Annotated in this window: 24 protein-coding genes, 4 tRNA genes and 1 rRNA gene; all 29 read left to right on the top strand. The window is 56.8% G+C overall.

All coding sequences use genetic code 11. The features are described from left to right. A 5S ribosomal RNA gene (rrf, locus tag INQ47_RS15135) occupies positions 1–102 on the top strand; the annotation flags it as partial. Between the two features lie 184 nt (positions 103–286). After that, positions 287–1,246, top strand: a complete 960-nt coding sequence (gene birA / locus INQ47_RS15130) for a bifunctional biotin--[acetyl-CoA-carboxylase] ligase/biotin operon repressor BirA (RefSeq protein ID WP_252458382.1) — start codon at positions 287–289, stop codon at positions 1,244–1,246. Next, positions 1,236–1,985, top strand: a complete 750-nt coding sequence (locus INQ47_RS15125; RefSeq protein ID WP_176684320.1) for a pantothenate kinase — start codon at positions 1,236–1,238, stop codon at positions 1,983–1,985. Before birA ends, INQ47_RS15125 begins: the two co-directional genes overlap by 11 nt. A gap of 7 nt (positions 1,986–1,992) precedes the next feature. Beyond that, positions 1,993–2,418 carry a hypothetical protein gene (locus tag INQ47_RS15120; protein ID WP_021785334.1) on the top strand — a complete coding sequence of 142 codons (426 nt, stop codon included), beginning with the start codon at positions 1,993–1,995 and terminating at the stop codon, positions 2,416–2,418. Between the two features lie 153 nt (positions 2,419–2,571). After that, positions 2,572–2,655: transfer RNA gene (locus INQ47_RS15115), tRNA-Tyr, on the top strand. Between the two features lie 24 nt (positions 2,656–2,679). Next, positions 2,680–2,753 (top strand) — tRNA-Gly (locus INQ47_RS15110). A gap of 29 nt (positions 2,754–2,782) precedes the next feature. Beyond that, positions 2,783–2,858, top strand: a tRNA-Thr gene (locus INQ47_RS15105). Between the two features lie 78 nt (positions 2,859–2,936). After that, positions 2,937–4,130, top strand: coding sequence for an elongation factor Tu (gene tuf, locus INQ47_RS15100; protein ID WP_003255489.1), 1,194 nt, complete (start codon positions 2,937–2,939; stop codon positions 4,128–4,130). 54 nt (positions 4,131–4,184) lie between these two features. After that, a tRNA-Trp gene (locus INQ47_RS15095) sits at positions 4,185–4,260 on the top strand. A gap of 44 nt (positions 4,261–4,304) precedes the next feature. After that, positions 4,305–4,673, top strand: a complete 369-nt coding sequence (gene secE, locus INQ47_RS15090; protein WP_003257081.1) for a preprotein translocase subunit SecE — start codon at positions 4,305–4,307, stop codon at positions 4,671–4,673. 9 nt (positions 4,674–4,682) lie between these two features. Then, the gene (gene nusG, locus INQ47_RS15085) at positions 4,683–5,216 is read left to right on the top strand and encodes a transcription termination/antitermination protein NusG (RefSeq protein ID WP_003255501.1); all 534 of its coding nucleotides are present in this window, start codon (positions 4,683–4,685) and stop codon (positions 5,214–5,216) included. Positions 5,217–5,335: 119 nt separating this feature from the next. Continuing rightward, positions 5,336–5,767 (top strand): 50S ribosomal protein L11, encoded by a 432-nt coding sequence (gene rplK, locus INQ47_RS15080; RefSeq protein ID WP_003255500.1) that lies wholly within the window; start codon positions 5,336–5,338, stop codon positions 5,765–5,767. Next, positions 5,767–6,462 carry a 50S ribosomal protein L1 gene (gene rplA, locus INQ47_RS15075; RefSeq protein ID WP_003255499.1) on the top strand — a complete coding sequence of 232 codons (696 nt, stop codon included), beginning with the start codon at positions 5,767–5,769 and terminating at the stop codon, positions 6,460–6,462. The genes rplK and rplA overlap by 1 nt, the downstream gene beginning before the upstream one ends. A 197-nt stretch (positions 6,463–6,659) precedes the next feature. Continuing rightward, positions 6,660–7,160: a 50S ribosomal protein L10 gene (gene rplJ, locus INQ47_RS15070; protein ID WP_016715872.1), complete on the top strand. Its 501-nt coding sequence runs from the start codon at positions 6,660–6,662 to the stop codon at positions 7,158–7,160. A 77-nt stretch (positions 7,161–7,237) separates the two neighbouring features. Beyond that, positions 7,238–7,603, top strand: coding sequence for a 50S ribosomal protein L7/L12 (rplL, locus tag INQ47_RS15065; protein ID WP_003255496.1), 366 nt, complete (start codon positions 7,238–7,240; stop codon positions 7,601–7,603). A 220-nt stretch (positions 7,604–7,823) separates the two neighbouring features. After that, on the top strand, positions 7,824–11,897 hold the full coding sequence (gene rpoB / locus INQ47_RS15060) for a DNA-directed RNA polymerase subunit beta (RefSeq protein ID WP_252460308.1): 4,074 nt from the start codon (positions 7,824–7,826) through the stop codon (positions 11,895–11,897). 64 nt (positions 11,898–11,961) lie between these two features. Further along, the gene (gene rpoC, locus INQ47_RS15055) at positions 11,962–16,161 is read left to right on the top strand and encodes a DNA-directed RNA polymerase subunit beta' (protein WP_021784866.1); all 4,200 of its coding nucleotides are present in this window, start codon (positions 11,962–11,964) and stop codon (positions 16,159–16,161) included. A gap of 211 nt (positions 16,162–16,372) precedes the next feature. Continuing rightward, positions 16,373–16,744, top strand: coding sequence for a 30S ribosomal protein S12 (rpsL, locus tag INQ47_RS15050; RefSeq protein WP_003255492.1), 372 nt, complete (start codon positions 16,373–16,375; stop codon positions 16,742–16,744). A gap of 106 nt (positions 16,745–16,850) precedes the next feature. After that, positions 16,851–17,321 (top strand): 30S ribosomal protein S7, encoded by a 471-nt coding sequence (gene rpsG / locus INQ47_RS15045; RefSeq protein ID WP_003246741.1) that lies wholly within the window; start codon positions 16,851–16,853, stop codon positions 17,319–17,321. 30 nt (positions 17,322–17,351) lie between these two features. Continuing rightward, positions 17,352–19,496 (top strand): elongation factor G, encoded by a 2,145-nt coding sequence (gene fusA, locus INQ47_RS15040; protein ID WP_252460309.1) that lies wholly within the window; start codon positions 17,352–17,354, stop codon positions 19,494–19,496. Positions 19,497–19,523: 27 nt separating this feature from the next. After that, entirely contained in the window at positions 19,524–20,717 is a 1,194-nt protein-coding gene (tuf, locus tag INQ47_RS15035) for an elongation factor Tu (protein WP_003255489.1), read from the top strand. Positions 20,718–20,859: 142 nt separating this feature from the next. Beyond that, a complete protein-coding gene (gene rpsJ / locus INQ47_RS15030) occupies positions 20,860–21,171 on the top strand; it encodes a 30S ribosomal protein S10 (protein ID WP_003186070.1) in 312 nt (103 codons plus the stop codon). Between the two features lie 80 nt (positions 21,172–21,251). Further along, a complete protein-coding gene (gene rplC / locus INQ47_RS15025) occupies positions 21,252–21,887 on the top strand; it encodes a 50S ribosomal protein L3 (protein ID WP_003255486.1) in 636 nt (211 codons plus the stop codon). 12 nt (positions 21,888–21,899) lie between these two features. Continuing rightward, on the top strand, positions 21,900–22,502 hold the full coding sequence (gene rplD / locus INQ47_RS15020; protein ID WP_003255485.1) for a 50S ribosomal protein L4: 603 nt from the start codon (positions 21,900–21,902) through the stop codon (positions 22,500–22,502). Beyond that, on the top strand, positions 22,499–22,798 hold the full coding sequence (rplW, locus tag INQ47_RS15015) for a 50S ribosomal protein L23 (protein ID WP_003255484.1): 300 nt from the start codon (positions 22,499–22,501) through the stop codon (positions 22,796–22,798). The genes rplD and rplW overlap by 4 nt, the downstream gene beginning before the upstream one ends. A gap of 14 nt (positions 22,799–22,812) precedes the next feature. Next, entirely contained in the window at positions 22,813–23,637 is an 825-nt protein-coding gene (gene rplB / locus INQ47_RS15010; RefSeq protein ID WP_003255483.1) for a 50S ribosomal protein L2, read from the top strand. Between the two features lie 16 nt (positions 23,638–23,653). Beyond that, positions 23,654–23,929, top strand: a complete 276-nt coding sequence (gene rpsS, locus INQ47_RS15005) for a 30S ribosomal protein S19 (protein ID WP_003255482.1) — start codon at positions 23,654–23,656, stop codon at positions 23,927–23,929. Between the two features lie 11 nt (positions 23,930–23,940). Next, positions 23,941–24,273: a 50S ribosomal protein L22 gene (gene rplV, locus INQ47_RS15000; protein WP_003103908.1), complete on the top strand. Its 333-nt coding sequence runs from the start codon at positions 23,941–23,943 to the stop codon at positions 24,271–24,273. Positions 24,274–24,286: 13 nt separating this feature from the next. Further along, positions 24,287–24,973, top strand: a complete 687-nt coding sequence (gene rpsC / locus INQ47_RS14995; protein ID WP_003255481.1) for a 30S ribosomal protein S3 — start codon at positions 24,287–24,289, stop codon at positions 24,971–24,973. Positions 24,974–24,976: the final 3 nt, after the last annotated feature.

The following is a 24,976-nucleotide window of genomic DNA, read 5'->3' as shown; positions in this document are numbered from 1 at the left end:
AGCATTGGAACCACCTGATCCCATCCCGAACTCAGTAGTGAAACGATGCATCGCCGATGGTAGTGTGGGGTTTCCCCATGTGAGAGTAGGTCATCGTCAAGATTCATTTCGCAAAACCCCTATCTGCACATGCAGGTAGGGGTTTTGTCTTTGTGGGCTGAAAATTCCGGGCCTGGCAGTATCTCTCTCTGTGATTGCGATGCACGGCCCCTCCTGCAGGCCCTTTTCCTATGCAAGCCAACAGCCCATGGCTATCATGCCTGCCTTATTCCAAGTCGAGACTGGCATGCTGAAGTTGTTGAATCTCCTCAAGGATGGTCGGTTCCACTCCGGAGAAGCTCTTGGGGTAGCCCTAGGGGTGAGTCGCAGCGCAGTTTGGAAGCAGCTGCAGCATCTGGAAAGTGAGCTGAACCTCACCATTCACAAGGTTCGTGGACGCGGTTACCAGTTGGCCGCGCCACTGGCTTTGCTTGAGACGCAGGCAATCGCTGGGTTTGCCGCAGGTGAACAGTGGCCGGTATTCATCCACGAAACCATTGATTCCACCAACGCCGAAGGCTTGCGCCTTGCCAGTGAAGGGCAGGCGGCTCCATTCCTGGTTCTGGCCGAGCGACAGAGTGCCGGACGCGGTCGGCGCGGCCGGCAGTGGGTCAGCCCATTTGCTGAAAATCTCTATTACAGTCTGGTGCTGCGTGTCGATGGGGGCATGCGTCAGCTTGAGGGGTTGAGCTTGGTAGTGGGGTTGGCGGTAATGCGCACCTTGCAGGCGTTCGGGGTAAAGGATGTCGGGCTTAAATGGCCTAACGATGTGTTGGTTCGTGGGCAGAAGATCACCGGGATTCTCCTGGAATTGGTGGGCGATCCTGCAGATGTCTGTCATGTAGTGCTAGGCATTGGTATCAATGTAAACATGCAGGTAAACGACCAGGTCGATCAGCAGTGGACCTCTATGCGGCGTGAGGTAGGGGCAGCCATAGATCGTAATCACTTGGTAGCGCTGCTCAGCCAGCAGTTGCAGCACGAATTGGCGCGCCATCGCCGATACGGCTTTGCCGCATTCCAGGAGGAGTGGGAGCAGGCACACTTGTGGCAGGGCCGCAATGTTTCGCTCATTGCTGGTAGTACACGTATTGATGGTGTGGTTCTTGGCGTCGACGGGCAGGGTGGTTTGCGCCTTGAGGTGGACGGGATGGAAAAGAGCTTCAGTGGTGGTGAGCTCAGTTTGAGGTTGCGTGATGATTCTTGAGCTCGATTGCGGTAACAGCTTCATCAAGTGGCGGGTGATCCATGTCGCCGATGCTGTGATTGAAGGTGGCGGGATCGTCGATTCCGACCAGGCGCTGGTGGCCGAAGTGGCTGCGCTCGCGTCAGTGCACCTTACGGGTTGCCGTATTGTGAGTGTGCGTAGCGAAGATGAAACCGATGCGCTTTGCGCGGTGATTGCTCAGGCATTTGCCGTGCAGGCGCGAGTGGCCCACCCGGTCCGTGAAATGGCTGGTGTGCGAAATGGTTATGACGACTATCAGCGCCTGGGTATGGATCGTTGGCTGGCGGCGCTGGGTGCGTTTCACCTGGCCAAAGGCGCGTGCCTGGTGATTGACCTGGGGACCGCAGCAAAAGCGGACTTCGTGTCCGCGGACGGCGAGCATCTGGGAGGTTACATCTGCCCGGGTATGCCGTTGATGCGTAGCCAGCTGCGTACTCACACCCGTCGTATCCGCTACGACGATGCCTCCGCGGAGCGCGCATTGACCAGTTTGTCGCCAGGTCGCTCGACTGTCGAAGCGGTAGAGCGCGGTTGCGTATTGATGCTCCGGGGTTTTGCCTACACCCAGCTCGAGCAGGCTCGTGTGCTCTGGGGTGAGGATTTCACTGTGTTCCTCACTGGCGGTGATGCGCCGTTGGTGAGGGAAGCCTTGCCGCAGGCGCGTGTCGTGCCTGACCTGGTTTTCGTTGGCCTGGCAATGGCCTGCCCATTGGATTGAGGTGCCTATGCGCTGGTTGTTTCTGCTGTTACTGGTGCTTAACGTCTTTTATTACGTATGGCATCAGCAGGAAGCCCCGCTGAAGGTCAAGGAAGTCGCCCCGTTGTCGCTGTACAAGGGGAATCAGCAAGAAATCCGTCTGTTGCGTGAAACTGGCGTGTCCGCACCGCCCAAGCGTCGTGATGAGTGCCTGGTAGTCGGGGGCGTGATGGGGCGGGAGCAGTTGGATGCTCTGCGTCAACGCCTGCTGAGTCTGGATATTGCCACCTTGCCGGTGGCAGGACAGCTGCCTGGGGTGGATGGTCGCTGGCTTAAGGTTGCTCCGGAAAGCGAGCGTTTGCTGGACCAAACGGTGCTCCTGGCTCTTTCCAATGATTTCAAAGACTTAAAACATAAAATTATTTTCTGCCAGGGTATTGCAACTGGCGAATAGCTTGATAGAATGGCGCCCGCTTCACAGGGAACACCACTTAGGTGGTAGAGCTGGAGGCGGTGTCAAAGCAGCTAAGTTTCAGATTTGATTGAAAAAAATTTGAAAAAACGCTTGACACTAGGACGGCAGACAAATAGAATGCCGGCCACATCTGGAGGGATTCCCGAGCGGTCAAAGGGGACGGACTGTAAATCCGTTGCGAGAGCTTCGAAGGTTCGAATCCTTCTCCCTCCACCAGTTTTAGCGAGAGCCGCAAGCTCCGCGGGTATAGTTTAGTGGTAGAACCTCAGCCTTCCAAGCTGATGATGCGGGTTCGATTCCCGCTACCCGCTCCAAGTTTGCTGGATTTTGCACAAAGTGTTTCGCTCTTGTAGCTCAGTTGGTAGAGCACACCCTTGGTAAGGGTGAGGTCAGCGGTTCAAGTCCGCTCAAGAGCTCCATATAAACAAGGCAGATATGAAAATATCTGCCTTTGTTTTATCAGCGCAAGACTATTTCTTCTGCGGAGGATTGTATCGATGGCTAAGGAAAAGTTTGATCGTTCCCTTCCCCACGTTAACGTCGGCACTATTGGCCACGTTGACCACGGTAAGACCACTCTGACCGCAGCTCTGACTCGCGTTTGCTCCGAAGTTTTCGGTTCGGCAATCGTTGAGTTCGACAAGATCGACTCGGCTCCGGAAGAAAAAGCGCGCGGTATCACCATCAACACCGCTCACGTTGAGTACAACTCGACCATTCGTCACTACGCTCACGTTGACTGCCCAGGTCACGCTGACTACGTGAAGAACATGATCACCGGTGCTGCCCAGATGGACGGCGCGATCCTGGTTTGCTCGGCCGCCGATGGTCCGATGCCGCAAACCCGTGAGCACATCCTGCTGTCCCGTCAGGTAGGCGTTCCGTACATCGTGGTCTTCCTGAACAAGGCTGACCTGGTAGACGACGCTGAGCTGCTGGAACTGGTCGAGATGGAAGTTCGCGACCTGCTGTCCACCTATGACTTCCCAGGCGACGACACCCCGATCATCATCGGTTCGGCTCGTATGGCGCTGGAAGGCAAAGACGACAACGAAATGGGTACTACCGCTGTCAAGAAGCTGGTAGAAACTCTGGACAGCTACATTCCTGAGCCAGTTCGTGCCATCGACCAGCCGTTCCTGATGCCGATCGAAGACGTGTTCTCGATCTCGGGTCGTGGTACCGTTGTTACCGGTCGTATCGAGCGTGGTATCGTCCGCGTTCAGGATCCGCTGGAAATCGTTGGTCTGCGTGACACCACCACCACCACCTGTACCGGTGTTGAGATGTTCCGCAAGCTGCTGGACGAAGGTCGTGCTGGCGAGAACTGCGGCGTTCTGCTGCGTGGTACCAAGCGTGACGACGTTGAGCGTGGCCAGGTTCTGGTTAAGCCAGGTTCGGTCAAGCCGCACACCAAGTTCACCGCAGAAGTCTACGTCCTGTCGAAGGAAGAAGGCGGCCGTCACACTCCGTTCTTCAAAGGCTACCGTCCACAGTTCTACTTCCGTACCACTGACGTGACCGGTAACTGCGAACTGCCGGAAGGCGTTGAAATGGTAATGCCAGGTGACAACATTCAGATGACTGTTACCCTGATCAAGACCATCGCAATGGAAGACGGTCTGCGCTTCGCTATCCGTGAAGGCGGTCGTACCGTCGGCGCCGGTGTCGTAGCAAAAATTATTGAATAAGTAGTTGATTTACTTGATCAGGCCGGTATAATGGCCGGCCTGATACAGCGTTACAGGTCAGTAGCTCAATTGGCAGAGCGACGGTCTCCAAAACCGTAGGTTGGGGGTTCGATTCCCTCCTGACCTGCCATTTCACTTCGGTGTGATGGCTTTCTTCTTACAGGATCCTCCTCGATGACCCCCAAAACTGAAGCCCAAGAATCGCGTTTTGATCTGTTCAAGTGGCTGGCTGTAGTGGCTTTGGTGGTTGTTGGTGTTGTGGGTAATCAATATTACTCCGCCTCTCCAATCCTGTATCGCGTTCTCGCACTTCTCGTTCTGGCTGCTGTCGCGGGCTTTGTAGCTCTGCAGACTGCGAAGGGCAAGTCGTTCTTTGCGTTGGCGAAGGAAGCTCGTACCGAGATTCGTAAAGTCGTGTGGCCGACCCGCCAGGAAACCACCCAGACCACGCTGATTGTCGTGGCTGTCGTGCTGGTTATGGCACTGCTGCTGTGGGGGCTCGATTCCCTGCTCGGCTGGGCGGTCTCCTTGATCGTTGGCTAAAGGTGTCCCGTGGCTAAGCGTTGGTATGTTGTGCATGCTTACTCGGGTTACGAGAAGCATGTAATGCGCTCTCTGATCGAGCGCGTCAAGCTGGCTGGCATGGAAGACGGTTTCGGCGAGATCTTGGTCCCGACCGAAGAAGTCGTCGAAATGCGCAACGGCCAGAAGCGCAAGAGTGAGCGTAAGTTCTTCCCTGGCTATGTATTGGTCCAGATGGAGATGAACGAAGGGACTTGGCACTTGGTCAAGGATACCCCTCGCGTTATGGGCTTTATTGGCGGTACTGCTGACAAGCCTGCGCCGATTACCGATAAAGAAGCTGAGGCCATCCTGCGTCGCGTTGCCGACGGCAGCGATAAGCCGAAGCCCAAGACGCTGTTCGAGCCAGGTGAAGTGGTTCGAGTCATTGATGGTCCGTTCGCTGACTTCAATGGTAGTGTCGAAGAGGTTAACTACGAAAAGAGCCGCCTGCAGGTTGCAGTGCTCATTTTCGGTCGCTCTACTCCGGTGGAGCTCGAGTTCAGCCAGGTCGAGAAGGTCTAGGCGGACGAAGCATCCCATACCCCGCAGCCCTGTGTGCTGCGGGGTTTTGTCGTCACTGGGATAAAACGCAAGTCATCCGGGGAGCCATCAGGCGTTCGTACCCGATTTTGGAGTAGCTCATGGCTAAGAAGATTCAGGCTTACATCAAGCTGCAAGTTAAGGCCGGCCAGGCCAACCCAAGCCCACCCGTTGGTCCAGCTCTGGGTCAACATGGTGTGAACATCATGGAATTCTGCAAGGCCTTCAACGCCCGTACCCAGGGTCAAGAAGCCGGCCTGCCGACTCCAGTGATCATCACTGTCTACAGCGACCGTAGCTTCACCTTCGAGACCAAGAGCACCCCTGCCTCGGTTCTGCTGAAGAAAGCTGCTGGCCTGACCAGTGGTTCGGCTCGCCCGAACACCGTTAAAGTCGGTACCGTTACCCGTGCTCAGCTGGAAGACATCGCCAAAGCTAAACAGGCTGATCTGACTGCCGCTGACCTGGACGCTGCTGTACGCACCATCGCTGGCTCTGCCCGCAGCATGGGCCTGAACGTGGAGGGTGTGTAATGGCTAAGCTGACCAAACGTCAAAAGGCAATCGCCGAGAAAATCGAAGCAGGCAAGGCCTACAACTTCGAAGAAGCGGCAACTCTGCTGGCCTCGCTGCCCGCTGCCAAGTTCGTCGAGTCCTACGACATCGCCGTTAACCTCGGTGTTGATCCGCGTAAATCCGACCAGGTCGTACGTAGCGCTACCGTGCTGCCACACGGCACTGGCAAGACCGTTCGCGTTGCCGTCTTCACCCAGGGCCCAGCTGCTGAAGCTGCTCTGGCTGCCGGCGCTGATCGCGTAGGTATGGACGATCTGGCTGCTGAAATGAAAGGCGGCGACCTGAACTATGACGTCGTTATCGCATCGCCTGATGCCATGCGCGTTGTAGGTCAGCTGGGTCAGGTTCTGGGTCCTCGCGGCCTGATGCCTAACCCGAAAGTTGGTACCGTGACCCCGGACGTAGCCACTGCCGTGAAAAACGCCAAGGCTGGTCAGGTTCGCTACCGTACCGACAAAAACGGTATTATCCACACCTCCGTTGGCAAGATCGGCTTTGAAGCTGACAAGCTGAAGGAAAACGTTGAAGCCCTGATCGCTGACCTGAAGCGTATCAAGCCGGCTTCCTCGAAAGGTATCTACGTTAAGCGCGTTACCCTGAGCACCACCATGGGCCCAGGTCTGGTCATCGATCAGAGCTCGCTGAACGTGTAAGAACATGGCGGTGCGACCAGTCGCGCCGCCAGCAAAAATTGGGGTCCCTGCCTGGCGGGGGCTATCCAAGACCGTAGGCGGCGTAAGCCTTAAAATATCAGCCCACGCAGATGGTGCTCCCGATTCGTTACCGAATCAGACACCAAAACGACATCCGGCTTCGGCCAGATGAAACGGTAAAAACCAGGAGTAAACCCGTGGCAATTAAACTCGAAGACAAGAAGGCCATCGTCGCTGAAGTCAACGAGGCTGCCAAAGTCGCTCTGTCCGCTGTCGTGGCTGATGCCCGTGGTGTGACTGTAAGCGCAATGACCGGACTCCGTAAAGAGGCCCGCGAAGCTGGCGTATACGTGCGTGTAGTGCGTAACACCCTGCTCAAGCGCGCTGTTGAAGGCACCGAATTTTCGATCCTCAACGACGCGTTCAAAGGCCCGACCCTGATTGCTTTCTCTAACGAACACCCGGGCGCTGCTGCTCGCCTGTTCAAAGAGTTCGCCAAGGGTCAGGACAAGTTCGAGATCAAGGCAGCTGCGTTTGACGGCAATTTCATTGCAGCGAACCAGATCGACGTGTTGGCTACCCTGCCGACCCGCGACGAAGCTATCGCAAAACTGATGAGCGTTATTCAAGGCGCCACCAGCAAGCTGGCTCGTACTCTGGCAGCCATTCGCGACCAGAAAGAAGCTACCGCGGCCTAAGGCGCGCGAACTCTTTCAAAATCATACGTTTAATTTGATGGCTGCGTAGGCTGTCACCCCAATACAGGATTTAAGTCATGTCTCTGACTAACGAACAAATCATCGAAGCAATCGGCCAGAAAACCGTTCTGGAAGTTGTTGAGCTGATCAAAGCAATGGAAGAAACCTTCGGCGTTACCGCTGCTGTTGCCGCTGCTGGCCCAGCTGCTGCTGCTGCCGTTGTTGAAGAACAGACCGAGTTCAACGTTGTTCTGGTTGAAGCCGGCGACAAGAAAGTGAACGTGATCAAAGCCGTTCGCGAACTGACCGGTCTGGGCCTGAAAGAAGCCAAAGAGAAAGTCGATGGCGCTCCTCAGGTTGTAGCTGAAGGCGTTTCGAAAGAAGCCGCTGAAGACGCTAAGAAGAAGCTGGAAGAAGCAGGCGCTAAAGTCGAGCTGAAGTAATCTCGACCTTGCGATGCCAGCCTGAGCGTTGAGCGAAAGGCTGATGGCTGGTGGCTTATGCCACCGGCCTTTTTCCGTTATTGGTGGCCGGTCAGGCCGGTCCCGATAACGAGCTGCAAGACACCCATGTGGGTGGCGCAAACCAAGGGGTTTGCACGATTTTCTGGCTGCTCCCGCCGGGAGAAGCCAAACAAGCAGGTGACCAAGCTGGGGAACGCTGATGGCTTACTCATACACTGAGAAAAAACGTATCCGCAAGGACTTTAGCAAGTTGCCGGACGTCATGGATGTGCCTTACCTCCTGGCCATCCAGCTGGATTCGTATCGCGAATTCCTGCAAGCGGGAGCATCCAAGGATCACTTCCGCGACGTCGGCCTGCACGCGGCCTTCAAATCGGTATTCCCGATCATCAGCTACTCCGGCAATGCTGCCCTGGAGTACGTAGGCTATCGCCTGGGCGAACCCGCCTTCGATGTGAAGGAATGTGTCCTGCGTGGCGTGACCTTCGCGGTCCCACTGCGGGTCAAGGTGCGCCTGATCATCTTCGACAAGGAATCGTCGAACAAAGCGATCAAGGACATCAAAGAGCAAGAAGTCTACATGGGTGAAATCCCCCTGATGACTGAGAACGGTACCTTCGTTATCAATGGTACCGAGCGTGTGATCGTTTCCCAGCTGCACCGTTCGCCTGGTGTGTTCTTCGACCACGACCGTGGCAAGACCCACAGCTCGGGCAAGCTGCTGTACTCCGCTCGCATCATCCCTTACCGCGGTTCCTGGCTGGACTTCGAGTTCGACCCGAAGGACTGCGTGTTCGTGCGTATCGACCGTCGCCGCAAACTACCGGCCTCTGTGCTGTTGCGCGCCTTGGGTTACAGCACTGAAGAAGTGCTGAACACCTTCTACACCACCAACGTGTTCCACATTTCCGGCGAAAAACTCAGCCTGGAACTGGTACCGCAGCGTCTGCGTGGTGAAGTTGCAGTCATGGACATCCATGACGAAACCGGCAAAGTCATCGTCGAGCAAGGCCGCCGTATTACCGCGCGCCACATCAATCAGATCGAGAAGGCCGGCGTCAAGCAACTGGACGTTCCAATGGAATATGTCCTGGGCCGCACTACCGCCAAAGCAATCGTGCATCCGGCTACCGGCGAAATTCTTGCCGAATGCAATACCGAGATGACCACCGAGCTGTTGATCAAGGTCGCCAAGGCGCAGGTTGTCCGTATCGAGACCCTGTACACCAACGACATTGATTGCGGTCCGTTTATCTCTGACACCCTGAAGATCGACACCACCAGCAACCAACTGGAAGCTCTGGTCGAAATCTACCGCATGATGCGTCCAGGCGAGCCGCCAACCAAGGATGCAGCCGAGACACTGTTCAACAACCTGTTCTTCAGCGCCGAGCGTTACGATCTGTCCGCCGTCGGCCGCATGAAGTTCAACCGTCGTATCGGTCGTACCGAGATCGAGGGTTCGGGCGTGCTGAGCAAGGAAGACATCGTCGAGGTTCTGAAGACCCTGGTCGATATCCGTAACGGTAAAGGCATCGTCGACGACATCGACCACCTGGGTAACCGTCGCGTACGTTGCGTCGGCGAGATGGCCGAGAACCAGTTCCGTGTTGGCCTGGTGCGTGTCGAGCGCGCGGTCAAGGAACGCCTGTCGATGGCGGAAAGCGAAGGCCTGATGCCGCAAGATCTGATCAACGCCAAGCCGGTAGCGGCGGCGGTGAAAGAGTTCTTCGGTTCCAGCCAGCTGTCCCAGTTCATGGACCAGAACAACCCTCTCTCGGAGATTACCCACAAGCGTCGCGTCTCCGCACTCGGCCCTGGCGGTCTGACCCGTGAGCGTGCCGGCTTCGAAGTTCGTGACGTACACCCGACCCACTATGGCCGTGTGTGCCCGATCGAGACTCCTGAAGGTCCGAACATCGGTCTGATCAACTCCCTGGCGGCCTACGCCCGCACCAACCAGTACGGCTTCCTGGAAAGCCCGTACCGCGTTGTGAAGGAAGGCGTTGTCAGCGACGACATCGTGTTCCTGTCGGCAATCGAAGAGGCAGATCACGTCATCGCACAGGCTTCGGCCGCGATGAACGACAAGAAGCAACTGATCGATGAACTGGTAGCGGTTCGTCACCTGAACGAATTCACCGTCAAGGCGCCGGAAGACGTCACCCTGATGGACGTTTCGCCGAAGCAGGTTGTTTCCGTTGCAGCGTCGCTGATTCCGTTCCTCGAGCACGACGACGCCAACCGTGCGTTGATGGGTTCGAACATGCAGCGTCAGGCTGTACCGACTCTGCGTGCCGACAAGCCGCTGGTAGGTACCGGCATGGAGCGCAACGTTGCGCGTGACTCCGGTGTCTGCGTGGTTGCTCGCCGCGGTGGTGTGATCGACTCGGTCGACGCCAGCCGTATCGTTGTTCGCGTTGCCGACGACGAAGTGGAAACCGGCGAAGCGGGTGTGGATATCTACAACCTGACCAAGTACACCCGTTCGAACCAGAACACCTGCATCAACCAGCGTCCGCTGGTGAGCAAAGGTGACAAGGTTCAGCGTGGTGACATCATGGCCGACGGCCCGTCCACCGACATGGGTGAGCTGGCTCTGGGTCAGAACATGCGCATCGCGTTCATGGCGTGGAACGGCTTCAACTTCGAAGACTCCATCTGCCTGTCCGAACGTGTTGTTCAGGAAGATCGCTTCACCACCATCCACATTCAGGAACTGACCTGTGTGGCGCGTGACACCAAGCTTGGCCCAGAGGAAATCACTGCGGACATCCCGAACGTGGGTGAAGCTGCACTGAACAAGCTGGACGAAGCCGGTATCGTTTACGTAGGTGCTGAAGTTGGCGCTGGCGACATCCTGGTCGGCAAGGTCACGCCAAAAGGCGAAACCCAGCTGACTCCGGAAGAAAAGCTGCTGCGCGCAATCTTCGGTGAGAAGGCCAGCGACGTTAAGGACACCTCCCTGCGTGTGCCAACCGGCACCAAGGGTACTGTCATCGACGTACAGGTCTTCACCCGTGATGGCGTGGAGCGCGATAGCCGTGCACTGGCCATCGAGAAGATGCAACTCGACGAGATCCGCAAGGACCTCAACGAAGAGTTCCGCATTGTCGAAGGTGCAACCTTCGAGCGTCTGCGTTCGGCTCTGAACGGCCAGGTAGTTGACGGTGGTGCGGGCCTGAAGAAAGGCACCGTGATCACTGACGAAGTGCTGGACGGTCTGGAGCACGGCCAGTGGTTCAAACTGCGCATGGCTGAAGATGCACTGAACGAGCAGTTGGAAAAGGCTCAGCAGTACATCGTCGACCGTCGCCGTCTGCTGGACGACAAGTTCGAAGACAAGAAGCGCAAGCTGCAGCAGGGCGATGACCTGGCACCGGGCGTACTGAAGATCGTCAAGGTTTACCTGGCAATCCGCCGCCGCATCCAGCCGGGTGACAAGATGGCCGGTCGTCACGGTAACAAGGGTGTTGTCTCGGTCATCATGCCGGTTGAAGACATGCCGCACGATGCCAACGGTACTCCGGTTGACGTCGTACTGAACCCGCTGGGTGTACCTTCGCGTATGAACGTTGGTCAGATCCTTGAAACCCACCTGGGCCTCGCGGCCAAGGGCCTGGGCGAGAAGATCGACCGCATGCTCGAAGAGCAGCGCAAGGCCGCTGAACTGCGCGTGTTCCTGACCGAAGTCTACAACGAGATCGGCGGTCGTCAGGAAAACCTCGACGAGTTCACCGACGAAGAAATCCTGGCCCTGGCTAACAACCTGAAGAAAGGCGTGCCTATGGCTACCCCGGTCTTCGATGGTGCCAAGGAGCGCGAGATCAAGGCCATGCTGAAGCTGGCCGACCTGCCAGAGAGCGGCCAGATGGTGCTGTTCGATGGCCGTACCGGCAACAAGTTCGAGCGTCCTGTGACCGTTGGTTACATGTACATGCTCAAGCTGAACCACTTGGTGGACGACAAGATGCACGCGCGTTCCACTGGTTCCTACAGCCTGGTTACCCAGCAGCCGCTGGGTGGTAAGGCGCAGTTCGGTGGTCAGCGTTTCGGGGAGATGGAAGTGTGGGCGCTGGAAGCATACGGCGCGGCATACACCCTGCAAGAAATGCTCACAGTGAAGTCGGACGACGTGAACGGCCGTACCAAGATGTACAAGAACATCGTGGATGGCGATCACCGTATGGAGCCGGGCATGCCCGAGTCCTTCAACGTGTTGATCAAAGAGATCCGTTCGCTCGGTATCGATATCGATCTGGAAACCGAATAACACGTGACGCGAAGGGGAGTGGGGCAGGTAATGTCCGCTCCCTGCTCCGCCAGGAGGAAAGGCCTTGAAAGACCTACTGAATTTGCTGAAAAACCAGGGTCAAGTCGAAGAGTTCGACGCCATCCGCATCGGTCTGGCGTCGCCTGAAATGATCCGTTCGTGGTCGTTCGGTGAAGTTAAAAAGCCGGAAACCATCAACTACCGTACGTTCAAACCTGAGCGTGACGGCCTGTTCTGTGCCAAGATCTTTGGCCCAGTCAAGGACTACGAGTGCCTGTGCGGCAAGTACAAGCGCCTCAAGCACCGCGGTGTAATCTGCGAGAAGTGCGGCGTTGAAGTCGCCCTGGCCAAGGTTCGTCGTGAGCGCATGGCGCACATCGAACTGGCCTCGCCGGTTGCCCACATCTGGTTCCTGAAGTCGCTGCCGTCCCGTATCGGCCTGCTGATGGATATGACCCTGCGTGATATCGAGCGCGTGCTCTACTTCGAGAGCTATGTCGTTATCGACCCGGGCATGACCACCCTGGAAAAGGGCCAGCTGCTGAACGACGAGCAGTACTTCGAAGCACTGGAAGAGTTCGGTGACGACTTCGATGCCCGTATGGGTGCCGAGGCTGTTCGCGAGCTGCTGCATGCTATCGATCTGGAGCACGAGATCGGCCGCCTGCGCGAAGAGATTCCGCAGACCAACTCGGAAACCAAGATCAAGAAGCTTTCCAAGCGCCTGAAGCTGATGGAAGCTTTCCAGGGCTCGGGCAACTTGCCTGAGTGGATGGTCCTGACCGTTCTGCCAGTGCTGCCGCCGGACCTGCGTCCGCTGGTACCGCTGGATGGTGGCCGTTTTGCGACCTCCGACCTGAACGACCTGTATCGTCGGGTGATTAACCGTAACAACCGTCTGAAGCGCCTGCTGGATCTGTCCGCGCCTGACATCATCGTGCGCAACGAAAAGCGCATGCTGCAGGAAGCGGTCGACGCCCTGCTGGACAACGGGCGTCGTGGTCGCGCCATCACTGGCTCGAACAAGCGTCCGCTGAAGTCCCTGGCCGACATGATCAAAGGTAAGCAAGGTCGCTTCCGTCAGAACTTGCTCGGTAAGCGTGTTGACTACTCCGGCCGTTCGGTAATTACCGTAGGTCCGACCCTGCGTCTGCACCAGTGCGGTCTGCCGAAGAAGATGGCCCTTGAGCTGTTCAAGCCGTTCATTTTCGGCAAGCTGGAAATGCGTGGTCTGGCGACCACCATCAAGGCTGCCAAGAAGATGGTCGAGCGCGAGCTGCCAGAGGTGTGGGACGTTCTCGCCGAAGTAATTCGCGAACACCCCGTACTGCTCAACCGTGCACCGACTCTTCACCGTCTGGGGATCCAGGCTTTTGAACCGGTACTGATCGAAGGTAAGGCTATCCAGCTGCACCCGCTGGTCTGTGCTGCGTACAACGCCGACTTCGACGGTGACCAGATGGCCGTTCACGTGCCGCTGACCCTGGAAGCCCAGCTCGAAGCGCGTGCGCTGATGATGTCGACCAACAACATCCTGTCGCCAGCCAACGGTGAGCCAATCATCGTACCGTCGCAGGACGTTGTACTGGGTCTATACTACATGACCCGTGAAGCCATCAACGCCAAGGGCGAAGGTCGCGTGTTCGCCGACCTGCAGGAAGTCGACCGCGTATTCCGCGCCGGCGAAGCCGCCCTGCACGCGAAAATCAAGGTTCGTATCAACGAAACCGTGAAAGAGCGTGATGGTTCGGTGGTCAAGAACACCCGTATCGTCGACACCACCGTCGGCCGTGCGCTGCTGTTCCAGGTTGTGCCGGCAGGTCTGCCGTACGACGTGGTCAACCAGCCGATGAAGAAAAAGGCGATCTCCAAGCTGATCAACCAGTGCTACCGCGTGGTTGGTCTGAAAGAGACCGTTATCTTCGCCGACCAGTTGATGTACACCGGTTTCGCTTACTCGACCATTTCCGGCGTTTCCATCGGTGTTAACGACTTCGTTATCCCGGACGAGAAAGCCCGCATCATCGGTAACGCTACCGACGAAGTGAAGGAAATCGAGAGCCAGTACGCCTCCGGTCTGGTAACCCAGGGCGAGAAGTACAACAAGGTCATCGACTTGTGGTCGAAGGCGAACGACGAAGTGTCCAAGGCGATGATGGCCAACCTCTCGAAAGAGAAGGTCATCGACCGCGAAGGCAAGGAAGTCGAGCAAGAGTCCTTCAACTCGATGTACATGATGGCTGACTCGGGTGCACGGGGTTCCGCAGCCCAGATCCGTCAGCTGGCCGGTATGCGTGGTCTGATGGCCAAGCCGGACGGCTCCATCATCGAGACGCCGATCACTGCGAACTTCCGTGAAGGTCTGAGCGTACTTCAGTACTTCATCTCGACTCACGGTGCTCGTAAGGGTCTGGCGGATACCGCACTGAAAACCGCTAACTCCGGTTACCTGACTCGTCGTCTGGTGGACGTTGCCCAGGATCTGGTTGTGACCGAGATCGACTGCGGCACCGATCAGGGCCTGGTGATGACTCCACACATCGAAGGCGGCGACGTTGTAGAGCCGCTGGGTGAGCGTGTATTGGGTCGTGTCATCGCCCGTGACGTGTTCAAGCCAGGCACCGAGGACGTTATCGTTCCGGCCGGTACCTTGGTCGACGAGCAGTGGGTTGAGTTCATCGAGCTGAACAGCATCGACGAAGTGATCGTGCGTTCGCCGATCAACTGCGAAACCCGCTACGGCATCTGCGCCAAGTGCTACGGTCGTGACCTGGCTCGCGGTCACCAGGTGAACATCGGTGAAGCTGTCGGCGTTATCGCTGCACAGTCGATCGGTGAGCCAGGTACCCAGCTGACCATGCGTACGTTCCACATCGGTGGTGCTGCAAGCCGTACTTCGGCTGCCGACAGCGTCCAGGTGAAGAATGGCGGTATGGTGCGTCTGCACAACCTGAAGCAGGTTGAGCGTGCCGACGGTAACCTGGTTGCCGTATCGCGTTCGGGTGAGTTGGCGATTGCCGACGAGTTCGGTCGTGAGCGTGAGCGTTACAAGCTGCCTTACGGTGCGGTGATTTCGGTCAAGGAAGGTGAAAAGGTCGAAGCTGGCGCCATCGTCGCCAAGTGGGACCCGCACACCCACCCGATCGTTACCGAGCTGAAAGGTACCGTGACCTTCGTGGGCATGGAAGAAAACATCACCATCAAGCGTCAGACCGACGAACTGACCGGCTTGACCAACATTGAAGTGCTGGACGTCAAGGATCGCCCTGCCGCAGGCAAGGAAATCCGTCCGGCAATCAAGATGGTCGATGCCGCTGGCAAGGACCTGTACCTGCCAGGTACAGACGTACCTGCCCAGTACTTCCTGCCGGCCAACGCCCTTGTCGGTGTGGCTGACGGTGCGCAGATCGGTGTTGGTGACGTTATCGCGCGTATCCCGCAAGAGACGTCGAAGACCCGTGACATCACCGGTGGTCTGCCGCGCGTTGCTGACCTGTTCGAAGCGCGTCGTCCGAAAGAAGCCTCGATTCTGGCTGAAGTCAGCGGCACCATCGCATTCGGTAAAGAGACCAAGGGCAAGCGTCGCCTGGTGATCACTCCGACCGACGGTAGCGATCCGTACGAAGAGCTGATTCCGAAGTGGCGCCACCTGAACGTCTTCGAAGGTGAACAGGTAAACCGCGGCGAAGTTATCTCCGACGGCCCAAGCGATCCGCATGACATCCTGCGTCTGTTGGGTGTGAGCGCGCTGGCGAAGTACATCGTCAACGAGATCCAGGACGTTTACCGTCTGCAAGGCGTGAAGATCAACGACAAGCACATCGAGACCATCCTGCGTCAGATGCTGCGCAAGGTCGAGATCTCCGAGTCGGGCGATTCCAGCTTCATCAAGGGCGACCAGATGGAACTGACCCAGGTGCTGGTAGAGAACGAGCGTCTCGCTGGCGAGGACAAGTTCATCTCCAAGTTCACCCGCGTGCTGCTGGGTATCACCAAGGCCTCGCTGTCCACCGAGTCGTTCATCTCCGCGGCTTCCTTCCAGGAAACAACCCGCGTACTGACCGAAGCGGCGGTAACCGGCAAGCGCGACTACCTGCGCGGCCTGAAAGAGAACGTGGTCGTGGGTCGTCTGATCCCGGCTGGTACTGGTCTGGCCTACCATAGCGAGCGCAAGCGTCGCCGTGATGCCGACAAACCGCTGCGTGTAAGCGCCAGTGAAGTGGAAGCTGCACTGACCGAAGCGCTGAATTCCAGCGGTAACTAAGTACAGGGCAAGGCCCCGGCAAGCCTCGGGCGATCATCGGCGACATGAAATGTTGCCGATGATCGGGCGGGGAGGGCCGGGGCCTTGTCTTGACTGGGTGCAAGATCCTCTTTAGACTTTTGTACCCTTAAATTTGGTGAGGCTCCGTCTCGCCAATTTTTGGCTTTCTTGCAAGACAATAGAGTCGCAAGACAATCAGTGGAGCTAGTAGATGGCAACTATCAACCAGCTGGTACGTCAGCCGCGTAAGCGTTCGGTCGAGAAGTCCGACGTTCCTGCGCTGCAGAACTGCCCGCAGCGTCGTGGCGTGTGCACCCGTGTGTACACCACCACGCCGAAAAAACCTAACTCGGCACTGCGTAAAGTATGCCGTGTGCGTCTGACCAACGGTTTCGAGGTTTCCTCGTACATCGGTGGTGAAGGCCACAACCTGCAAGAGCACAGCGTCGTCCTGATTCGTGGCGGCCGTGTAAAAGACTTGCCAGGTGTTCGTTACCACACCGTTCGCGGCTCTCTGGATACTTCGGGCGTCAAAGGCCGTAACCAGGGTCGTTCGAAGTACGGTACCAAGCGTCCGAAGTAATCGGTCGTTTGCAGACATCCATTTTTTTGAGTCGATAAGAGTAAGGTCGGGCGTGGGTCGAATGACCTGGTCCCGGGCTAACCTGAAGACCGTTTGAGGGCTTATCATGCCAAGACGTCGTGTAGCAGCAAAACGTGAGATCCTTGACGATCCGAAGTACGGATCCCAGATTCTCGCCAAGTTCATGAACCACGTGATGGAAAGCGGCAAGAAGGCCGTAGCCGAGCGCATCGTTTACGGTGCCCTGGATACCGTCAAAGCACGCAAGAACAGCGACCCCCTGGAAATCTTCGAGAAAGCTCTCGACGCCATCGCTCCGCTGGTCGAAGTAAAGTCCCGTCGTGTCGGCGGTGCCACTTACCAGGTCCCGGTTGAAGTTCGTCCATCCCGTCGTAACGCTCTGGCAATGCGCTGGCTCGTAGACTACGCCCGCAAGCGCGGCGAGAAGTCGATGGCTCTGCGTCTGGCCGGCGAGCTGCTGGATGCTGCCGAAGGCAAGGGTGCTGCAGTCAAGAAGCGTGAAGACGTTCACCGTATGGCTGAAGCCAACAAAGCGTTCTCGCACTACCGCTTCTAATTCAAGCATCAATCTTTTTGCGAGGGCTTTATGGCTCGTACTACAGCAATTAACCGCTACCGTAACATTGGTATCTGTGCCCACGTTGACGCGGGCAAGACCACCACTACCGAGCGGATCCTGTTCTACACAGGTCTGAGCCACAAGATGGGCGAGGTGCATGACGGCGCCGCGACCACCGACTGGATGGTGCAGGAGCAGGAGCGCGGTATCACCATTACCTCCGCTGCCGTTACCACCTTCTGGAAAGGTTCCCGTGGTCAGTATGACAACTACCGCGTAAACGTCATCGATACCCCTGGCCACGTAGACTTCACCATTGAAGTTGAGCGTTCGCTGCGTGTACTCGACGGCGCGGTCGTTGTGTTCTGCGGCACCTCCGGCGTTGAGCCGCAGTCTGAAACCGTATGGCGTCAGGCCAACAAGTACGGCGTTCCGCGTGTTGTTTACGTGAACAAGATGGACCGTGCTGGTGCTAACTTCCTGCGCGTCGTAGGTCAGATCAAGAACCGTCTGGGTCACACCCCGGTTCCTGTTCAGTTGGCCATCGGTTCGGAAGATAACTTCCAGGGTCAGGTTGACCTGATCAAGATGAAGGCTATCTACTGGAACGAAGACGACAAGGGCACTACCTACCGTGAGGAAGAAATTCCTGCGGATATGGTCGAGCTGGCTAACGAATGGCGCAACAACATGGTTGAAGCCGCCGCCGAAGCCAACGAAGAGCTGATGAACAAGTACCTTGAAGAAGGTGAGCTGTCCGTCGAAGAGATCAAGGCAGGCCTGCGTGCGCGCACCCTGGCCAGCGAGATCGTTCCGGCTGTCTGCGGTTCGTCGTTCAAGAACAAGGGTGTTCCCCTGGTTCTGGATGCCGTCATCGACTTCCTGCCTGCTCCGACCGAGATTCCTGCTATCCAGGGTATCAACCCGGACGACAAGGATCTGGCAAAAGACGACCCGGCCGTTCGCAAGGACGAGCGTCATGCTGATGATGACGAGCCGTTCTCGGCACTGGCGTTCAAGATCGCGACCGACCCGTTCGTAGGTACCCTGACCTTCGTTCGCGTCTACTCGGGTGTTCTGAGCTCCGGCGACTCCGTGATCAACTCGGTCAAGGGCAAGAAAGAGCGCGTTGGTCGTATGGTGCAAATGCACGCCAACCAGCGTGAAGAGATCAAGGAAGTACGCGCTGGTGACATCGCGGCCCTGATCGGCATGAAGGACGTGACTACGGGTGAAACCCTGTGCAACGCCGACAAGCCAATCATCCTTGAGCGTATGGACTTCCCGGAGCCTGTAATCTCCCTGTCCGTCGAGCCGAAAACCAAGGCCGACCAGGAGAAGATGGGCATCGCACTGGGCAAGCTGGCTCAGGAAGACCCGTCGTTCCGCGTCAAGACCGATGAAGAAACCGGTCAGACCATCATCTCCGGTATGGGTGAGCTTCACCTGGACATCCTCGTTGACCGCATGAAGCGCGAGTTCAACGTCGAAGCCAACATCGGCAAACCGCAGGTTTCGTACCGCGAGAAGATCACCAAATCCAACGTCGAGATCGAAGGCAAGTTCGTTCGTCAGTCGGGTGGTCGTGGTCAGTTCGGTCACTGCTGGGTTCGTTTCTCCGAGCCGGACGTGGACGAGAAGGGCAACATCACTGAAGGTCTGGTGTTCTCCAACGAAGTCGTTGGTGGTGTGATTCCTAAGGAATACATCCCTGCGATCCAGAAGGGTATCGAAGAGCAGATGAAAAACGGCGTTGTTGCCGGTTATCCTCTGATCGGCCTGAAGGCCGCGGTATTTGACGGTTCGTACCACGACGTTGACTCCAACGAAATGGCGTTCAAGATCGCCGCTTCGATGGCGACCAAGCAACTGGCCCAGAAGGGCGGTGGCGTGGTTCTCGAGCCGATCATGAAGGTCGAAGTTGTAACCCCGGAAGACTACCTGGGTGACGTGATGGGTGACCTGAACCGTCGTCGTGGTCTGGTCCAGGGTATGGATGAGTCGGTCTCTGGCCGTGTCGTCCGTGCTGAAGTACCGCTCGGAGAGATGTTCGGTTACGCAACCGACGTTCGTTCCATGTCTCAGGGTCGCGCAAGCTACTCCATGGAATTCTCCAAATACGCCGAAGCTCCGTCGAACATCGTCGAAGCACTCGTTAAAAAACAAGGCTAATCCCCTTTAGGCAAGAGGTTCACTGTCGTGGCTAAAGAAAAATTTGATCGTTCCCTTCCCCACGTTAACGTCGGCACCATCGGCCACGTTGACCACGGTAAGACCACTCTGACCGCAGCTCTGACTCGCGTTTGCTCCGAAGTTTTCGGTTCGGCAATCGTTGAGTTCGACAAGATCGACTCGGCTCCGGAAGAAAAAGCGCGCGGTATCACCATCAACACCGCTCACGTTGAGTACAACTCGACCATTCGTCACTACGCTCACGTTGACTGCCCAGGTCACGCTGACTACGTGAAGAACATGATCACCGGTGCTGCCCAGATGGACGGCGCGATCCTGGTTTGCTCGGCCGCCGATGGTCCGATGCCACAAACCCGTGAGCACATCCTGCTGTCCCGTCAGGTAGGCGTTCCGTACATCGTGGTCTTCCTGAACAAGGCTGACCTGGTAGACGACGCTGAGCTGCTGGAACTGGTCGAGATGGAAGTTCGCGACCTGCTGTCCACCTATGACTTCCCAGGCGACGACACCCCGATCATCATCGGTTCGGCTCGTATGGCGCTGGAAGGCAAAGACGACAACGAAATGGGTACTACCGCTGTCAAGAAGCTGGTAGAAACTCTGGACAGCTACATTCCTGAGCCAGTTCGTGCCATCGACCAGCCGTTCCTGATGCCGATCGAAGACGTGTTCTCGATCTCGGGTCGTGGTACCGTTGTTACCGGTCGTATCGAGCGTGGTATCGTCCGCGTTCAGGATCCGCTGGAAATCGTTGGTCTGCGTGACACCACCACCACCACCTGCACCGGTGTTGAGATGTTCCGCAAGCTGCTGGACGAAGGTCGTGCTGGCGAGAACTGCGGCGTTCTGCTGCGTGGTACCAAGCGTGACGACGTTGAGCGTGGCCAGGTTCTGGTTAAGCCAGGTTCGGTCAAGCCGCACACCAAGTTCACCGCAGAAGTCTACGTCCTGTCGAAGGAAGAAGGCGGCCGTCACACTCCGTTCTTCAAAGGCTACCGTCCACAGTTCTACTTCCGTACCACTGACGTGACCGGTAACTGCGAACTGCCGGAAGGCGTTGAAATGGTAATGCCAGGTGACAACATTCAGATGACTGTTACCCTGATCAAGACCATCGCAATGGAAGACGGTCTGCGCTTCGCTATCCGTGAAGGCGGTCGTACCGTCGGCGCCGGCGTTGTGGCCAAAATCATCGAGTAATCACTCGACCGATTGAAAAAAACCCCCGCTCAGCGGGGGTTTTTTTTATTGGGTTGACACTAAATGGGGGCGTCTATAGAATCACGCCTCCTTTTAGCGGGCGTAGTGCGTCCGTTGGGAACAGCCTGGAGTCTGAAATCCAATGCAAAATCAGCAAATCCGTATCAGGTTGAAGGCTTTCGACCATCGCCTGATCGACCAATCCACCCAGGAAATCGTGGAAACCGCGAAACGTACTGGTGCACAAGTGCGTGGTCCTATTCCACTGCCTACCCGCAAAGAGCGTTTCACCGTTCTGGTTTCCCCGCACGTCAACAAAGACGCGCGTGACCAGTACGAGATTCGCACTCATAAGCGTGTTCTGGACATCGTCCAGCCAACGGATAAAACCGTTGACGCGCTGATGAAGCTTGATCTGGCGGCAGGTGTGGAAGTACAGATCAGCCTCGGCTAAGACTTCGGTCTAGTCGTGTAACGCTCTGAAATGGGCGGCCATAGCGGGTGAAAGCCCCGTACACTCATGAGGTTTACAACATGACTATTGGTGTAATCGGTCGCAAGTGCGGTATGACCCGCATTTTCACCGAAGAAGGTGTCTCCATTCCGGTCACGGTCATTGAGATCGAGCCGAATCGCGTCACCCAGTTCAAAACTGAAGAAACCGATGGCTACCGTGCAGTGCAAGTCACTGTCGGCGAGCGTCGTGCTTCGCGTGTGACTGCCGCTCAGGCAGGCCACTTCGCCAAGGCCAACGTTGCCGCTGGTCGCGGTGTTTGGGAGTTCCGTCTTGAAGAAGGCGATTTCCAGGCTGGCGATCTGATCAAAGCTGAACTCTTCACTGCAGGCCAGCTGGTTGACGTTACTGGTCAGTCCAAAGGTAAAGGCTTCGCCGGTACCATCAAGCGCTGGAACTTCCGTGGTCAGGACAACACCCACGGTAACTCCGTGTCGCACCGTGTTCCTGGTTCCATCGGCCAGTGCCAGACTCCTGGTCGTGTGTTCAAGGGCAAGAAAATGTCCGGTCACATGGGCGCCGAGCGCGTGACTGTTCAGTCCCTGGAAGTAGTTCGCGTAGACGCTGAACGCAACCTGCTGCTGATCAAGGGTGCCGTACCTGGCGCTACTGGCGGCGACGTGGTTGTACGTCCAGCTGTCAAGGCTCGCGGTTAAGGGGAAACTGACATGCAACTTAATGTAAATGACGCTCAGGCGATCGAAGTTTCCGAACTGACTTTCGGTGGCGAATTCAACGAGACGCTGGTTCACCAAGCAGTCGTGGCCTACATGGCTGGCGGCCGTCAGGGCACCAAGCAGCAGAAGACCCGTTCCGACGTGGCTGGTGGCGGTAAGCGCCCATGGCGTCAGAAGGGTACTGGCCGTGCTCGTGCTGGTACCACTCGTGGTCCGATCTGGCGTGGCGGTGGTGTAACCTTCGCAGCTCGCCCTCAAGATCACTCGCAAAAGCTCAACAAGAAGATGTATCGCGCAGCTCTGCGCTCCATCCTCGCTGAGCTGGTGCGTAGCGACCGTCTGGTCGTGGTTCAGGACTTCGCTGTTGAAGCACCGAAAACCAAAGATCTGCTGAACAAGCTGAACGGCATGGGTCTGAGCGATGTATTGATCGTTTCCGACGCTGTTGATCAGAACCTGTACCTGGCTGCTCGTAACCTGCCGCACGTCGATGTACGTGACGTACAAGGTTCCGACCCGGTCAGTCTGATCGCATACGAGAAAGTGTTGATCACTGTCTCGGCCGTGAAGAAATTCGAGGAGCTGCTGGGATGAACCAGGAACGCGTATTCAAAGTCCTCCTTGGCCCGCACGTTTCCGAGAAGGCTACCGTTCTGGCTGAGAAGAAAGGCCAGTTCGTATTCAAGGTTGCTACTGATGCAACCAAGCTGGAAATCAAGAAAGCTGTCGAAGGCCTGTTCAACGTAAAAGTTGAAAACGTGTCGACTGTTAACGTTCTGGGTAAAACCAAGCGTACCGCACGTGGTCTGGGCAAGCGTAATGACTGGAAGAAGGCGATCGTCTCCCTTCAGCCAGGCCAAGATCTCGATTTCAGCAGCAGTGCTGAGTAAGGAAGGGGTGCATCATGGCAATCGTTAAATGCAAACCGACTTCCCCTGGCCGCCGTTTCGTGGTCAAGGTGGTCAACAAGGAGCTGCACAAAGGCGCTCCTCACGCACCGCTGATCGAGAAAAAATCGAAGTCTGGTGGTCGTAACAACAATGGCCGCATTACCACTCGTCACGTTGGTGGTGGTCACAAGCAGCATTACCGTCTGGTCGACTTCCGTCGCAACGACAAAGATGGCATTCCAGCCACTGTCGAGCGTATCGAATACGATCCAAACCGTACTGCTCACATCGCCCTGCTGTGCTACGCAGACGGTGAGCGTCGCTACATCATCGCGCCTAAGGGCGTGAGCGCTGGCGACCAGCTGATCGCAGGTGCCCTGGCCCCAATCAAGGCCGGTAACTCCCTGCAGCTGCGCAACATTCCAGTAGGTAGCACCATTCACGGCATCGAACTGAAGCCGGGTAAAGGTGCTCAGATCGCTCGTTCCGCTGGTGCTTCGGCTCAGCTGATCGCTCGCGAAGGTGTCTACGTGACCCTGCGTCTGCGCTCTGGTGAAATGCGTAAAGTCCTGGCTGAGTGCCGTGCGACCCTGGGCGAAGTCTCGAACTCCGAGCACAGCCTGCGTTCGCTGGGTAAAGCTGGTGCCAAACGCTGGCGCGGCGTTCGCCCAACCGTTCGTGGTGTTGCCATGAACCCGGTTGACCACCCACACGGTGGTGGTGAAGGTCGTACCTCCGGTGGTCGTCATCCGGTATCGCCATGGGGCTTCCCAACCAAGGGTGCTAAAACCCGTGGTAATAAGCGTACCGACAACATGATCGTCCGTCGTCGCAAGTAACTAGAGGGATACGACAGTGCCACGTTCTCTGAAAAAAGGTCCTTTTATCGATCTTCACCTGTTGAAGAAGGTCGAAGTGGCGGTGGAGAAGAACGATCGCAAGCCAGTTAAAACCTGGTCGCGCCGTTCGATGATCCTGCCACAAATGGTCGGTCTGACCATCGCGGTTCACAACGGTCGCCAGCATGTTCCAGTTCTCGTGAACGAAGACATGGTCGGCCACAAACTGGGCGAGTTCGCCGGTACCCGCACCTATCGCGGGCACGTGGCTGACAAGAAAGCCAAGCGTTAAGGGGTAAGGAAATGGAAGTAGCCGCTAAGTTGTCGGGCGCTCGCATCTCCGCCCAGAAAGCCCGCTTGGTCGCCGACCAGATCCGCGGGAAGAAGGTGGGCGAAGCGCTCAACCTGTTGGCCTTCAGCAGCAAAAAAGCCGCTGAAATCATGAAGAAAGTCCTCGAGTCGGCCGTAGCCAACGCCGAACACAACGAAGGCGCAGACGTTGATGACCTGAAGGTCTCCACCGTCTTCGTCAACGAAGGGCGTTCGCTGAAGCGCATCATGCCACGTGCCAAAGGCCGTGCTGATCGCATCGTCAAGCGGTCTTGCCATATCACTGTCAAGGTTGCGGACAAGTAACGGAGTCGATCAGATGGGTCAGAAAGTACATCCCACTGGCATTCGCCTGGGAATCGTCAAGGAGCACACCTCCGTCTGGTACGCAGACGGTGCTACTTACGCAGATTACCTGTTGAAGGATCTGAAAACGCGTGAGTACCTCCAAGACAAACTAAAAAGCGCGTCCGTAAGCCGTATCGATATTCATCGTCCGGCTCAAACTGCACGCATCACCATCCACACCGCTCGTCCCGGTATCGTTATCGGTAAGAAAGGTGAAGATGTCGAGAAGCTGCGTCAGGACCTGACCAAGCAGATGGGTGTGCCTGTGCACATCAACATCGAAGAGATCCGCAAGCCGGAACTCGACGCTATGCTGGTTGCGCAGAGCGTAGCTCAGCAGCTGGAACGCCGTGTAATGTTCCGTCGCGCCATGAAGCGCGCGGTACAGAACGCCATGCGTATTGGTGCCAAGGGCATCAAGATCCAGGTGAGCGGTCGTCTCGGCGGTGCTGAGATTGCTCGTACCGAGTGGTATCGCGAAGGTCGTGTGCCTCTGCACACCCTGCGTGCCGATATCGACTACAACACCTACGAAGCTCACACCACTTACGGTGTGATCGGTGTGAAGGTTTGGATCTTCAAAGGCGAAGTTATTGGTGGTCGCCAAGAAGAACTGAAACCACAAGCACCAGCGCCTCGTAAAAAAGCTGCTAAGTAAGGG

Origin of the sequence: Pseudomonas sp. 3HC3, from assembly GCF_044904505.1 — a bacterium.
GTDB classification, from domain to species: domain Bacteria; phylum Pseudomonadota; class Gammaproteobacteria; order Pseudomonadales; family Pseudomonadaceae; genus Aquipseudomonas; species Aquipseudomonas putida_Y.
This window is presented reverse-complemented; position numbering and strand designations above follow the sequence as displayed.